Below are 14393 nucleotides of genomic sequence, written 5' to 3' on the forward strand. Positions count from 1 at the left end.
TATTAAATAAGATATGTGGTATAAATCTCAGGTTTTTCCTGAAGTTTTTCATCTATCAAAGCTCCGAAAGCTTTAATATAAGGCTGTTCATTATGCTTTGCTAATCCTTCCTCACTTTTCCAGATTTCGTAGAATACAAAATGATTTTTGTCTTCAATCCCCTGATGAAGATTGTACAATTCACAAGCTTCTTCTTTTCTTGTTTCTTTTACCATATTCTGAAGAACTGCCAATACTTCTGCCTGGTGTTCTTCTTTGGCTTTTATAATTGCCGTAAGATGAATTTTCATAACTAAATAAAATTTTCAATTGAGTTGTAGATAGGTTTCCATTGCAGTTCTGTTCTGGCTTTGTCTGCACTACAAATACTATTGGATGCAAAACCGAAATAACCGCCAGCTGGTCCAAAATGATCAACAGCATCCTGTACATTTAAAGATCTGGCGGGCTCCAGGTTATATTTTTTACTGATCACTTCCGCAATATTCCTTAAAGATGATGCTCCGTTTTCAGCATAATAAATGGAACCTCCTTTTGCTTTTTCCAGAGCCAGTACATATAGGTCTGCCAAATCTTCAATGTGTAAGTTGGACCATACATTTTCACCCTCTCCAAAATAAATACCTGCTCCTTTTTCTTTGGAATAATTGATTAAAGCCGGGAGCTGAATACTGTCTTTTTTTAATCCCAGACCTTCCCCGTAAACCATTGTAGGGACAATAACTATACTTCTAATATCTTTTTGAGCAGACTGAAGAACATAATTATTGATAAGTACCCTTGATGCCATTTCCAGTCTTGGTGTTAAAGGAAAATCTTCCTTATAAACGAAATCACTTCTTTTACCGTTTTCTTTACCTCCGAAAATAGCAGATCCTGAAGTAAATATAAATGTTTTATGGCTGCCTTCCAGTGCTTTAATAAAATTATCTACGGCATAGGCATCATCTGCGGAGTCAGCGTTATGAATGACAGCATCGGCATTGTCAACGGCTGTTTTGATAAGATCTTCGTTATGGATATTTCCAATAATAGTCTTTATTCCTAATGATTCCAGTTCCTGTACATGGGCTTCGTTACGGACCAGTCCTGTCACTTCATAATTCCTGTCGAGCAGCTTTTTAGCGACAGTCCCGCCTATATAGCCGGTAATACCTGTTATGAGTACTTTTTTCATGATACTAATTCTGGTTTTAATTCTTTTTCAAAAACGTTTTTCACATGGTCTCTGTAAAGTTTCATATCGCGCTCTATATTGGCGTTTTTTTCCACATCATGGAAGTGGAAGCTATCCATTTTTTCTAAGGATACAAAGGCATTCATTCTATGGAACCCAAATAAAGGACCTTCATCTACACTTTTCTCATCAAAGAATTCTCCTGGAAGTGTAAAAGCTGTTTTAGGGGCATTCCAGCTTGTAGTCAGTATGTATTTTCTTCCGCCTAGCATTCCGCCAGTACCATAATTGATCTCAGGATTGGCAGCATTTCTGCCATCACTCATATAAATCCCTTTGGCATGGCCAGCGGTGAATACTTCATCAATATATTTTTTGAATCCGTTCGGAAGCTGGAACCACCAGATTGGAGTATGGTAAATGATATAATCTGCCCAAACGAATTTTTCTACCTCTTCATGCTTGTCATAACCTTCACTTACGTTGGTAATTTTTACTTCTATATTATCAAATTCTTTAAGAACTGATACCGTATTTTCTGCGATAGTCTGATTATATTTTCCTCCGGAATGTCCGAAATTTTGTCCTCCGTTAATGATTAGTACTTTTTTCATTTTTTTATGATTGTTTAAATTTTACTCTGCAAAGTTAGGAGGGTTGTTTGTATAATAAAAATAATATAAATTATAGTAAAGTATCAGAATATTTATAATTGAATTTATAGGGTGATCAATAGTGAATTCGCTTTGCTTATCAATTTTGATGGCAAACCTCTATTCATTATTCATTTGAAAACAAAAATTGATTGTCAACAAACACTGTTTTATGGTAAAAAGTCATGTCATATCTGAACAGGATTTCCTTTTCGTCTTGTAAATTTGATTAACAAATTGATAGACAATGATACAGATAGCAGTTTTCAGTGATGTACATGGGAATCTTCCGGCATTGGAAGTGGTGTTGAAGGATATTGAACAGAGAGGAATTCATCAGAAGTTTTGCCTGGGAGATCTGGTGGACTTTGCGCCTTGGAGCAATGAAGTTATAGAAAGAATTAAGAGTTTAAATATTCCCTGTCTGCTTGGAAATCATGATGAAAGAATTGCTTTTGATTTACCTGTTTTTCCTTTGCCTAAACATTCTGAAGAAGAAACGGCTGCAAGATTCATTGCGATAGATCATTCTAAAAAATATATTACAGAAGAAAATAAAAAGTTTCTTTCTGAGCTCCCTTTTCATTTAAAACTAAATTATAAAACAGGAAAAACACATTGGAATATTCAGTTGGTACATTCCAGCCTGGAAAGTAATGATACTTATTTGTATGAATCTGAGAACGATGAGGTCTTTATGGATATACTGGAAGATTCAAATGCTGATATGGTCATTATGGGACACACTCATTTATCATTTACAAAACAGTTTGAAAATAAGAAATGGGCAGTTAATTGCGGTTCAGTAGGCCGTTCCAAAGAAAAAAACAGACTGGCTTCTTATCTTGTGCTGACTTTAGATGAAGAAAAGATCATTCCTGAAATTGTACAATTGAACTATCCTCTTGAAGAAACAGCCCGTCAGATCGAGGAAAGCGGGATTCCGGATTATTATGCCTCATTTTTAAGAAATGAAAACATATTAATATTATAATTATTATGTAATTTTGTATCAGAATATTAATAATTAAGTCATGGTCAATTTAGAATGGTATCGTACTTTTAAGGCGATCTATAAAACCGGAACATTGACGGGTGCAGCTGATTCTTTATTCATTTCGCAGCCTGGTGTGAGCTTACATTTAAGTTCATTGGAAGCTTATGTGGGATATAAATTGTTTGACAGAACCGGAAGGAAAATGATTCCAACGGAGAGAGGAAAAGTATTATTCAATGCCGTAGCAGAACCGCTTACCAAGCTGGAAGATGTAGAGAAAAATTTTCAAAAATCTACGGAAAAACATACCCCGACTATCAGTGTGGGAATGTGCTTTGAAACATTTCAGACCACTTTGGAGCAATATGTTTCTTCATTACCCTTCAATCTGATTATCAGCTTTGGAGAATATCCGGAAATGCTGGATCAGCTTGATAAAGGTATTTTGGACCTCATCATTACTCCCAAAAAAGGGTCTTCACCTAATATACACCATGAAGCATTTTCTTCTGAGCAGATCATTTTGGTTGGCGGAAAAGAAGTAGATACAGAAGCGTTCAAAAAAGTTTTAAAAACAAAAGATGGAGAGCAAATCGAGGCGTGGCTGAAGAATGAAAAATGGTATGGAACCACCGGAGATATGGAACACCTTTTCCAATTCTGGACTTTGAATTTTGGTCACAAACCGAATTTTCGACCGAATTATATTGTTCCTAATTTAAATTCAATTATCCGCTGCCTGAAAGGAGGTACAGGATTAGCAGTTGTTCCTGATTTCTTATGCAAGAATGCAATTGAAAACGGAGAGGTGAAGCTGATCTGGGAAGGGAAGAAAAAACTGGAAAATACATTATATTTTGGATGTAGAAAAAAGACCAATTATCAAACAGAGATAGAACATATTAAAGGGTTATTTCGTAAGGTGATGGGCAAAAATTAAATTATTATAATGAAGATAATATTGGAAACCGACCGGCTCTTGTTAAGAGAGTTAACCATAGAAGATGCTTATCATTTTTATGAACTTAATGTAAACCCTAATGTAATACAATATACTGGTGATTCACCTTTTGAGAATGCGGAGGAAGCACTTGTTTTTCTGCAAAACTACAAAGATTATCGTGAGAACGGATATGGAAGATGGGCTGTTATAGATAAATCAAACACTGAGTTTCTGGGATGGTGTGGATTAAAATATGATATATCTAAGGATGAAACAGATATCGGGTTCAGGTTTTTTGAAAGGAACTGGAACAGAGGATTGGCAACAGAAAGTGCCGCAGCCTGTCTGAAATACGGATTTGATCAGCTACATCTTAAAAAGATTGTTGGAAGAGCAATGTCAGAAAATATAGCTTCTATAAAAGTATTACAGAAGCTAGGCCTTAGCTTCGATAAAGAATTTGATTTTGACGGACATAAAGGAGTAATTTATAGCATTGAAAAATCAAAACAAAGTATATACTAAAATAATCATATCCCTCATCTGTAAACCATTTTCATAAATTGGAGATGGGTAATTTTTAATAAAAAAATCTTTACGTATCCCTGTTTTTATGAAACCGTTTCTCTCATAAAACCTGATCTGTTGAAATCCCGTATCTGAAGTTCCGACACTCAGAATTTCATAATGATTGTCAATAGCAATTTCTTTGGCTTTGTTTATTAAAATACTTCCGATTCCTTTGCTTCTGTAACTTTCAATTACTGCAATATTTTTAATCTCAAGTTCAGTATCACTGTTTTGATATAAAGCCATAACAGCAATATTTTGAGTTCCATCATGCAAAAGATAAACATCACATTTGAAAATGTATTGATCGATGGCTTCAGTGGTTTCATCGGCCAGCAATAACAATTCATAAGGGATCTCTGGTTCTTCGGTTATTTTGTTAAAAGTGTACTGTTCCATCTTCAGGTTCATGTAAATGATTTGGTAACCATTATTTTCACAAAAATAAGGAAAATAGAGACTTGAATCCAGTCATAGATAGAATTGTAAATGGGTTTGAGATTGGAAATAGCAAGGACTCAAAGAATTTTAAATAATATGTTGTTTTCAAGGAGCAAGAAAACCGAAGATTTCCAGCAAGGATAAAGCTTCTAATATTTTGCCACGAATGCACGAATTTCTTTTACATTTCCACAAGATCCTTGTGTATATGATTATAATTTTTGAACCACATACATATAGACTTTAACGTGAAGCTATGTACAATTTTATTCGTGCATCCGAGGCCATTATTCAACAGCATTCAATTTTATCGAAGATAAAATCCTGGCTCTTAAAAGCATGTTGAAAAGAAAAAACGTCTTCGCGCCTTAGTGTTTTCTAACCTGTCATAAACACTCGTTAAATAACATTTTTTTAACAAAAACAGTAAAATTGGTAGGCAAAATTTCCGTTTTTTTGTCGCAAATTTGTTTAATCACTTAATTTTAATGATTAAAATAAAAATTTATGCAAAAGAAAACCTACACAGGACAACCTGTAGTAACTTTAAATAACGGAGTAGATATTCCTGCTTTAGGCTTTGGAGTATGGCAAATGGAAGACCTGAAAGAATGTGAAAATGCTGTCATCAAAGCTATTCAGACAGGATACAGAATGATTGATACTGCTGCCATTTATCAGAACGAAACTGCTGTAGGAACAGCGGTGAAAAATAGTGGAGTAGATAGGGATGATTTATTTATCACTTCTAAAGTCTGGGTACAGGATCATGGGTATGAAAAAGCAAAACTTGCATTTCAGAGAACCTTAGACAGATTACAAATGGATTATTTGGATATGTATCTTATCCACTGGCCATACGGTGATTTTATCGGAACGTGGAAGGCTTTGGAGGAGCTGTGTCAGGAAGGGAAAATCAAAGCGATCGGTGTTTGTAATTTTACTGTTGAAAAACTTGAGGAATTAAAAGCGAACTCAACTGGTCTTCCGGTCATCAACCAGATTGAGCTGCATCCGGTTTTCCAGCAAAAGGAATTACAGGTGTATGACAGAGAAAATAATATTATTACCCAGCCTTGGAGCCCGCTTGGAAATGGAAATGCAAATCTTCTGAGCAATACTGATCTGAAATCAATTGCTGAAAAATATAGGAAAACAGTGGCTCAGATCATTCTGAGATGGCATTTACAGGAAGGTTTTGTGGTAATTCCGAAGTCTGTAACTCCATCAAGAATTGAAGAGAATTTTAATGTTTTTGATTTTGAGCTTACAGAAGATGAAATGAATGTTGTACGTTCTTTAGATACAGGAAAGAGACTATTCTTTGATCCTAAAGACCCGGAATGGGAGCAGAAAATGCTGAATTCTGTAGCGGATATTTAAAAATAAAAGATTAAAATATTCCCACAGATCCCACAAATTTCACGGATTTAGAATCTGCGTTATCTGTGAGATCTGTGGGAACTTTATTTTCTGTTCAGGAGTGAGGAATGTCATATCTTATTGAGATTGAAGCATTTTTATTTTTTGTACCTTTTTAATTAAAATAAATTCTTATGGTTTGGCCGGATACAATCAGTAAAAGATTAGGAGTGAAATATCCTATTGTTCAGGCTCCGATGTTTGGGGTGAGTACCATACAGATGGTTGCGGCAGCAGCTCGTGCAGATTGTCTGGGATCTTTGGCATTAGCTGATCTTTCAGCGGATGAATCCATTCAACTGATTAGAGAGACAAGAAAATTAACAGATAAACCTTTTGCCGCTAATATTTTTGTACATCATATTCCTGAAGTAACTGATGCTTTAAAAGATGAATTTATCAGAACCAGGCAGTTTTTGGAACAGCTGGCAAAAGAAAATAATATTGATGTAAGGCTTCCTGATCTGGAAGACCTTAAAGTGAGATCTTACCATGAACTGGTGGATGCCGTTATTGAGGAAAACTGTAAGATCTTAAGTTTGACTTTTGGCAATCTGGATGATCATAGTATTCAGAAATTGAAGGAAAATGGAGTAACGCTGATTGGTACCTGTACTTCTGTAAGTGAAGCATTGCTTTTAGAAAAGTCGGGAATCGATATGATTTGTGTGCAAGGCACAGAAGCGGGAGGACATAGAGGAACTTTTGATACAGAGCATGTTCCTCAGATTGGAGGTTTATCTTTATTGTCGCAGGTATATGATCATGTAAAAATTCCGTTGATCTATGCGGGAGGAATTTATAATGGAAAAACTTTACAGGCAGTAAAAGAGCTGGGAGCGCAGGGATTTCAGGTCGGCAATCTTTTATTGGCTTCTCAGGAAAGTGCTTTAGAGCCTTTTGAAAAAGAAAAACTTAAAAAGGTACAGGAGGATGAGATTATGTTAACGAAAAGTTTTTCAGGAAGATATGCACGAGGAGTTAAAAATAAATTCATCGAAGCCGTTGAAAATACTGAGTATATTTTACCATATCCTTATCAGAATAAACTGACAAACGGACTGCGTAAAGCTGCGAAATCTAAGCAAAATGTTGACTTTGTGGGGATTTGGGTAGGGCAGTCAATCCATAATTACAGTGAACTGTCAACAGAACAGATTCTGAGAAATCTCATATTTCAAATAGATGAGAATTAAATGAGATTGTAGTATCTTAGGGCTTTAAATGCAATTTAAACTTTAATCATGAAAAAAATATTTCTAGCATTGGCTGTATTTTCAGCAATGGTATCATGCAGCAGTGATGATGACAGTCCTAAAAAAGAAGAAGTTTCTTTAATCGGAACCTGGAATCAGTATAAAGGTGATTTTTATACTACTTATGATAACAAAACACAAACTCTTTATCCTAAGGGCTGTGAATCCCAGAACACTGTTGAGTATAATGAAACTGAAGTGAATGTTGTGAACTATGACAGCAATAATGAAGGCACATGTGTACCGGCTGTACATAAAAATGGAAAATACACTTATGATAAGGAGACTAAAAAGCTAACGCACGGTAAAGTTTATATTGTAACTAAAATAACTCCTACTGAGCTGGTTACAGAAGATCATAATACTGACTGGGATGGAGACGGAAAGTATGATGTGACAATAAGGTATTTCAGAAAAATCAAATAAGAATCAAAAATTCCTTTCAGCTTTTGAAAGGAATTTTATTTTGTAGCAAATATTTATTCATTGAACTCTATGATCAGTTGATTCATTGCTGAGCCGGTGAAAGTAGTTGTTGTTCCATTTAAATCATTCCACCTTCTTTCTGTGTTTCCGGCAGTGTTATATATGTGAGTAGATCCTTCAGTTCCTCCGGAATTATTAGGTTCTCCTGTTGCAAACCAATTTTCAGTGGTTGCGGGGTTGGTAGACCAATTCATTCTGAACTCTTCTCCGGTAATCCACTGAAGTCTGTCTGGGTTACCAGGTCTTTGAATTTTATTAAAACCAATCCATATATTATTGGCTAAATTATAGCCTGTTCCTGAAGCTACTATATTAGTTGCAACCCATATTCTTTCCGCATCATTAGGCATGGTAACCAGATACCCTCCCATTTGCTTTCCAAAACTGTATGCATTGAACCAGTTGACTCCTTGTGACAACTGATAAGCACAATAGATATGGTTGTTTCCTGTCCATTTCTTGCAACCGATTTCTGTAGCAGTTCCTCCACCCGGAACAGATCCCGGTGGTTGTGGTCTTGTGGCTAAGGGTTTGGGATCATATCCCAATATAGAATTATTGAATCCTGATGATGTTCCGCCACCAAGGTCACTTCTGGAAATCTTTCTTACATTTCCATTGGTATCAGTAGAGAGTATATCATCCGTTGCTGCACCCTGGGGCAAAGTACGGATTCTTAATTCCCCATTGATATCTAGTGTTTTTGTAGGATTAGCTGTGCTAATTCCGACTTGGGCGCTTAAGAAATAAGGTAAGATAATGAATAGTAAAATTGATTTTTTCATAAGTGGTTTTTATTATTCATTAAATTCAATAATAAGCTGGTTCATGGAAATGCTTGAATTTGTGGTTAATGTACCGTTTAAATCATTCCATTTTCTTTCAGCATTTGCGCTGCCTGCAAATATGTGTGTGGCTCCTTCCACGCCTCCTGAATTGTTAGGCTCTCCGGGATTAAACCAGTTTTCTGTAGTGGCAGGGTTGGTAGACCAATTGATTCTGAATTCTTCTCCTGTAATCCACTGAAGCTGATCCGGATTTCCCGGTCTCTGAATTTTATTAAAGCCAATCCATACATTGTTGGCTAAGTTATAACCTGTTCCTGAAGCGACTATATTAGTATTAACCCATATCCTCTCAGCATCATTAGGTAGGGTAACCAGATATCCTCCCAATTGTTTTCCAAAACTGAATGCATTGAACCAGTTGATTGCTTGTGAAAGCTGATAGGCACAGTAGGTATGATTATTACCTGACCATTTTTTGCAGCCCAATTCTGTAGCAGTACCCCCTCCAGGTACAGACCCTGGTGGTTGTGGCCTTGTAGCGACCGGTTTAGGATCATATCCAAGGATAGAGTTATTAAATCCTGATGAAGATCCTCCGTTTAGATCACTTCGGGAAACTTTTCTCACATTTCCGTTGGCATCAGCGGAAAGAATATCATCGGTTGAGGCGCCGGGATTTAAAGTCCGGATTCTTAATTCTCCGTTGATGTCAAGTGATTTTGTAGGTGCTGAAGTATTTATACCTACCTGTGCATATACAGAATATGGCAAGATAATTAAAAAGAAGAGTGCTTTTTTCATTAATTGTGTTTTTTGTTTTGTCAAATCTATAATTTTTTTTTTAAAATATCGCTTATTTAAATGTTTGATTTTTATTATGTTATGGGTTTTGGTTAAATGTTTTTTATGAATAAATTATAAATTTAATTAAATATTGACTAAATATTTAATTTTTAATAGAATAAATTATTAATAAATTATTTTTTATTAGAATATATTACGTTGTGATATGTTGAAAATATTTTATACTCCAGTATGTATTTTGTGTTAATAAATGTTTTATAGATAACAGATGAAAATTAAAAACCCTTTCAGTTCAAACTGAAAGGGTTTTTAATTTTTTATTGAGAATAGATCATAAAAGTGATCTTATTATCAATTACTTATTAGTATAGTGAAATTATTTCGTCAGATCCAGTCCGCCGAAGTTTCCTGAACTCATCATCAGGTACACCCCGTTTGTTTTATCCAGTGTATTCCAATAAGTATGAAGTTCTTCAGCATTGGTAAAAACTCTCAGGTTTTCATTTCTGAATTTTTCTTTAATAAATTCCGGAGAGATTGGCTCCATTCTTTTGATCTTTAATGCATCTTCAGAATAGAAGACCACAGCCTCATCCAATCCGTCCATAGCATGGTCATATTGCTCTAAAAAGGCAGGATTTAGGCTGGAATAGGTGTGAAGTTCAAGAAAACCATATTTCTTTTCGTTTTTGAACTGCTCATTGAATGCTTTTATAGCAGCTTTTACCTTACTTGGAGCATGGGCAAAGTCTTTATATAATGTACCTTTATCTTCTCTTTCTACTTTTTCAAGACGTTTGGAAGCCCCTTTAAAACTCATGATCGCTTCATAGAAATCTTCATCCATAATGCCCAGTTGTCGGCAGATATGCCTTGCACCTTCCATGTTCAGCAGGTTGTGGGCTCCGAAAACAGATAAAGGAACATCTCCCATTTCGGTTTTTAGATATACTTTCCCGTTGTTGATTTCATATTCAGGCGTTTTGTATGGGATTTTTCTGAAATAATTTTCAGCATTCTCCACTACTTTTACTACTTCCGGATCTTCTTCATTATAGACTAAAACTCCACCTGGAGTAATGCTTGTGACAAATTTTCTGAACTGATCGATATAATCATCAAAAGTTTTGAAAACATTGATATGGTCCCATGCGATACCGCTCATTAAAGCAATATTCGGTTGGTATAACAAGAATTTGGAACGCAGGTCGATAGGAGAAGAAAGATATTCATCACCTTCCAGGACCATGAAATCATTATCCTGAGTCAGTTTTACCATACAGTCGAAGCCTTCCAACTGGGCACCTACCATAAAGTCTACATCTTTCTGGTGGAAATTCAGAACGTGAAGAATCATTGATGTGATGGTTGTTTTCCCATGCGATCCGGCAATGACAACTCTGGTTTTATTCTTAGACTGTTCGTATAAAAATTCCGGGTAAGAATATATTTTTAACCCTAATTCTTTTGCTTTTGCCAGTTCAGGATTATCCTGATGAGCATGCATACCAAGGATGACAGCATCAATATCTGAAGTGATTTTTTCAGGGAACCAACCCATTTCCTGAGGTAATATTCCCTTTTTCTCCAATCTGGATTTTGACGGTTCAAAAATAGCATCATCCGAACCGGTAACCTGATATCCTTTATCTTTTAGTGCGATGGCAAGATTGTGCATGGCGCTTCCGCCAATAGCAATGAAGTGGGTTTTCAATTGTATTTACTGTTTTTTAATATTAGTATTAATGATCTGCTGGAAGGCCTCCAGGATGTTGTTCCAATTGGTCTGATAATTGGGAATAATCATACTCGCATCCGTTTTACTGCCTTCGTTAGGTCCTTTTTTAATATTGATCGAAGTAGAAATATTATCGTATAATTTTTTACGGTCTTCCTGTATTCTTCTGAAATTATTCTGGGAAAGAACCTGATCCAGTTTTTTCAGATCTTCTGTTGAAATTTTAAAATCCTGCTTGTATTTTTTTCCTTGCCCTTCAAATGAGTAATGTACATTATTACCTTTAATCAGCAGGTTTTCATATACAGGAGCATAGCCACCACTTTTCGAATAGCTGATATCGAAATCAGAATATACTTTCTGGCTGTTGCACGAAACAAATACTATGATGGCGAATAAGATTCCAATTATTCTATTCATAATTTTAATTTACTTTAATTATCTGAGTCCTTTTGTTCTAATTTTTTAGCTTTAAGTTCTTCATCATAATTGTGTAATATATTGAAGTCCTCAGTCTGCTCAATGGCTGTCATGATCTTCAATAGGATTTCCGGTGCTTTTTCATTATCATAATCTATATCCAGGGGAGCTTTGAATTCCATAGTAGGTTTTACACCGGTAACCTTTACACGAAGTCCTTTTTTATCAAATGCTCTTCTGAATCCGTTGATTTTAATCGGAATAACAATAGGACGCTGGTTCTTTACCAATTTGGCAGTTCCTCTTCGTCCCTGGGCAAAGGCAGATGTAGTTCCTTGAGGGAAGGTTGCTACCCAACCGTTGTCCAGTGCTTTCATGATATTGTCTACCTCACTCATGTCTACCATTCTGTTGACATTTTTCCCTTCTGCTCTCCATGTTCTTTTTACCGTTACAGCCCCTGCAATTTTGAATATTTTAGGGAGAATCCCTTTATTCATGGTTTCTTCTGCTGCTACATAGTAAAAATCGATCTTTGGATTCAGCAGGTAGATCGGATTTTTAATCGTATTTAAATATCCATTATTTACGGCGCAGAAAGCGTGATACATTGCAGCTACATCAGCAAAATAAGTCTGGTGGTTAGATACAAACAATACATTGGAATCCGGAAGATCTACAAGGTGCTCTGTTCCGGTTATTTTTAACTTATTAAAGCCGTTGAACCTTCTGTAGGATACAACTCCTAAAATAAAAATAATAAACCTTTTTAAAAAATAAGGTGTTCCGAATGCATCGGTGAAAATATTTTTCTTCGCCATTTTTTAATTAAACACGGTAGTGCAAAGTTACATTTTTTTCAGCAACTGGCTGAATTCGCTTAATATCATTGCTGTAGCTCCCCAGATAATATATCCGTTGAAGTTGATAACAGGAACTTCCTGTCCACCGGCACTTGGAAGCGCCATAAGTTCAGGGGTGTCCGACAGATTTAAGAAAGAAGTGATTGGAAATTCTATAGTTTCAACCGCTTCAGTCTGCTGAAGAACGAAAAGTGGATTCTTTTTAGTATACGAAATATAGGGATATACGTAAAAATTACTTGGTGGAATATAGATAGGAGACATTTCCCGGATAACTCTCACATAATGTTTGTCTATCCCAATTTCCTCGGAAGTTTCCCGAACTGCAGTTTCAGCAAAATCCTGATCCATTTCTTCACGTTTTCCGCCAGGTAATGAGATCTGTCCGCTGTGTCTGTCATGTTCATTAATGGTTCTTTGGATCAATGGAAAATACCATTCATTATCCTTCAGATACAATACAATATTCACTGCTGCAAATTTGGGATTTTTTGCCAGTACATCATCATATGTAAAAACGGGACGATAGGGAGGCGAGAATACTCCGTGAGCGGGTTCGCCGGGAAGCTCTACACTTTTTATTTTCCTTAATAAATCTTTTCCAAAATTTTCCATAGCTCAAATTTAACAATATATTCCTGAAGAAATAAAGGCCTTAACATTAATTAACCAATGGGAGAGATCAATAGTCAATTTTGCTTCACAAGTGAATCGTGCATGACTGCTGACTATTATCCCGGTACTCTTAAACCTTAAACTCAATATTGAATAACTATTTCCTATCAAAATCTACAAGCGAAGCGAATTAGTTATTCACAATTGATATTCTATATACCGTGTTTCTACGTAACTGAAATCCATGACCTCATCAATACCATAAATGGTGAGTTTATCAACGGTAAGTAGTGACTTTTAGAATTTACACTTTGATGGTGGTTTTTCACTTGAGTATAGCATATACCTTTGTCTCACTATTAACCAATTAATTTTTACTAAGATGAAAAATTTACTTACAGGTGTATTTACACTAATCGCCATGAGTTTCAGTTTTGCACAATCTAATATTGATGTGACTACCCAAACAGGAAACTTGAACGTAGCTACTGTAGACCAGACAGGTCTTTTGAACATGAATTCTTTAACACAGAATGGGAACCGTAATACTGCAGATATTGATCAGGTAGGTATCATCAATATGAATACAGCCGTGAGTAATGGAAACAGAAACTCGATAGACGTAGATCAGATCGGTATCGGAAACTCAAATAATGTGAGCCAGACAGGAAACAGAAATGATGCTTCAACCTGGCAGCTTGGTCTTTTTAATTCAACTCAACAAATTCAGCTCGGAAGAAGAAATGATGTTTCTTCAGTACAAATAGGTCTTGGTAACGGTGTATTTCAATATCAGGACGGAAGAAGAAATGATGCTTCAGCCGTTCAGGTAGGTAGCGGTAATATGGCTTACCAAATCCAGACAGGAAGAAGAAATGAAGCTGACGCCCTTCAGTTAGGTGCTAATAATATACTTGTTCAATATCAGGCAGGTGATGATAACAGTGCAAACCATACTCAAGTGGGAAGCAGTAATATCGCAATTGCTGCTCAGATTGGTGATGATAATACTGCTGTAGGAGTACAGGTTGGTAATGCTAATCAGCTATACCAAGTGCAATTAGGAAACTCTAATACAGCAATTGATCTTCAGGCAGGTAATGGTAACTTTACTTGGGTAACTCAAACTGGTGATTCCCATTTTCATCTTGGAACTCAGGTAGGAAATGGAAACTCAATGATCGTGAATCAGTCGAATTAAGCCCTTTCAGATACTGTAA

Annotated in this window: 17 protein-coding genes; 7 read left to right on the forward strand and 10 right to left on the reverse strand. The window is 35.9% G+C overall.

Going from position 1 to position 14393, the window contains the following annotated elements; all coding sequences use genetic code 11:
* Positions 1-2: 2 nt before the first annotated feature.
* From M2372_RS22270 to M2372_RS22280, 3 genes are read right to left on the reverse strand one after another with little or no spacing between them, the layout of a single operon-like run.
* On the reverse strand, positions 3-290 hold the full coding sequence (locus tag M2372_RS22270) for a putative quinol monooxygenase (protein ID WP_123321327.1): 288 nt from the start codon (positions 288-290) through the stop codon (positions 3-5).
* A 2-nt stretch (positions 291-292) separates the two neighbouring features.
* A complete protein-coding gene (locus M2372_RS22275; protein WP_123321326.1) occupies positions 293-1177 on the reverse strand; it encodes an NAD-dependent epimerase/dehydratase family protein in 885 nt (294 codons plus the stop codon).
* Entirely contained in the window at positions 1174-1791 is a 618-nt protein-coding gene (locus M2372_RS22280) for an NAD(P)H-dependent oxidoreductase (protein ID WP_123321325.1), read from the reverse strand. The genes M2372_RS22275 and M2372_RS22280 overlap by 4 nt, the downstream gene beginning before the upstream one ends.
* A gap of 286 nt (positions 1792-2077) precedes the next feature.
* Between M2372_RS22280 and M2372_RS22285 the strand changes: the two genes are divergently transcribed.
* Genes M2372_RS22285 through M2372_RS22295 form a run of 3 tightly spaced genes read left to right on the forward strand, consistent with a single transcriptional unit; the run spans position 2078 to position 4295 of the window.
* Positions 2078-2824, forward strand: a complete 747-nt coding sequence (locus M2372_RS22285; protein WP_123321324.1) for a metallophosphoesterase — start codon at positions 2078-2080, stop codon at positions 2822-2824.
* A 40-nt stretch (positions 2825-2864) separates the two neighbouring features.
* Positions 2865-3767 carry a LysR family transcriptional regulator gene (locus tag M2372_RS22290; protein ID WP_115973884.1) on the forward strand — a complete coding sequence of 301 codons (903 nt, stop codon included), beginning with the start codon at positions 2865-2867 and terminating at the stop codon, positions 3765-3767.
* Positions 3768-3776: 9 nt separating this feature from the next.
* The gene (locus M2372_RS22295) at positions 3777-4295 is read left to right on the forward strand and encodes a GNAT family N-acetyltransferase (protein WP_123321323.1); all 519 of its coding nucleotides are present in this window, start codon (positions 3777-3779) and stop codon (positions 4293-4295) included.
* On the opposite strand, the gene M2372_RS22300 is transcribed toward M2372_RS22295, so the two are convergent.
* Positions 4275-4751 (reverse strand): N-acetyltransferase, encoded by a 477-nt coding sequence (locus tag M2372_RS22300; protein WP_228438992.1) that lies wholly within the window; start codon positions 4749-4751, stop codon positions 4275-4277. The two genes, M2372_RS22295 and M2372_RS22300, sit on opposite strands and share 21 nt — an antisense overlap.
* A gap of 537 nt (positions 4752-5288) precedes the next feature.
* On the opposite strand from M2372_RS22300, the gene M2372_RS22305 reads away from it, so the two are divergent.
* The 3 genes from M2372_RS22305 (at position 5289) to M2372_RS22315 (ending at position 7885) form a co-directional block, all read left to right on the forward strand.
* Positions 5289-6164, forward strand: coding sequence for an aldo/keto reductase (locus M2372_RS22305; protein WP_123321322.1), 876 nt, complete (start codon positions 5289-5291; stop codon positions 6162-6164).
* A 173-nt stretch (positions 6165-6337) separates the two neighbouring features.
* Positions 6338-7399: a nitronate monooxygenase family protein gene (locus M2372_RS22310; protein WP_123321321.1), complete on the forward strand. Its 1062-nt coding sequence runs from the start codon at positions 6338-6340 to the stop codon at positions 7397-7399.
* A gap of 48 nt (positions 7400-7447) precedes the next feature.
* The gene (locus M2372_RS22315) at positions 7448-7885 is read left to right on the forward strand and encodes a lipocalin family protein (protein WP_123321320.1); all 438 of its coding nucleotides are present in this window, start codon (positions 7448-7450) and stop codon (positions 7883-7885) included.
* A gap of 53 nt (positions 7886-7938) precedes the next feature.
* On the opposite strand, the gene M2372_RS22320 is transcribed toward M2372_RS22315, so the two are convergent.
* The 6 genes from M2372_RS22320 to M2372_RS22345 form a co-directional block, all read right to left on the reverse strand.
* Positions 7939-8730, reverse strand: a complete 792-nt coding sequence (locus M2372_RS22320) for a C-type lectin domain-containing protein (RefSeq protein ID WP_123321319.1) — start codon at positions 8728-8730, stop codon at positions 7939-7941.
* A gap of 12 nt (positions 8731-8742) precedes the next feature.
* Entirely contained in the window at positions 8743-9534 is a 792-nt protein-coding gene (locus tag M2372_RS22325; protein ID WP_123321318.1) for a C-type lectin domain-containing protein, read from the reverse strand.
* Between the two features lie 379 nt (positions 9535-9913).
* Positions 9914-11251 carry a UDP-N-acetylmuramate--L-alanine ligase gene (murC, locus tag M2372_RS22330; protein WP_123321317.1) on the reverse strand — a complete coding sequence of 446 codons (1338 nt, stop codon included), beginning with the start codon at positions 11249-11251 and terminating at the stop codon, positions 9914-9916.
* A gap of 6 nt (positions 11252-11257) precedes the next feature.
* A complete protein-coding gene (locus M2372_RS22335; protein ID WP_115973827.1) occupies positions 11258-11695 on the reverse strand; it encodes a hypothetical protein in 438 nt (145 codons plus the stop codon).
* A gap of 14 nt (positions 11696-11709) precedes the next feature.
* Positions 11710-12516: a 1-acyl-sn-glycerol-3-phosphate acyltransferase gene (locus M2372_RS22340; RefSeq protein WP_115973826.1), complete on the reverse strand. Its 807-nt coding sequence runs from the start codon at positions 12514-12516 to the stop codon at positions 11710-11712.
* A 27-nt stretch (positions 12517-12543) separates the two neighbouring features.
* The gene (locus M2372_RS22345) at positions 12544-13173 is read right to left on the reverse strand and encodes a CoA pyrophosphatase (RefSeq protein WP_115973825.1); all 630 of its coding nucleotides are present in this window, start codon (positions 13171-13173) and stop codon (positions 12544-12546) included.
* Positions 13174-13555: 382 nt separating this feature from the next.
* Between M2372_RS22345 and M2372_RS22350 the strand changes: the two genes are divergently transcribed.
* A complete protein-coding gene (locus M2372_RS22350; RefSeq protein WP_115973824.1) occupies positions 13556-14374 on the forward strand; it encodes a hypothetical protein in 819 nt (272 codons plus the stop codon).
* Positions 14375-14393: the final 19 nt, after the last annotated feature.

It is taken from the genome of Chryseobacterium sp. BIGb0232 (assembly GCF_024810195.1).
Classification (GTDB): domain Bacteria; phylum Bacteroidota; class Bacteroidia; order Flavobacteriales; family Weeksellaceae; genus Chryseobacterium; species Chryseobacterium pennae.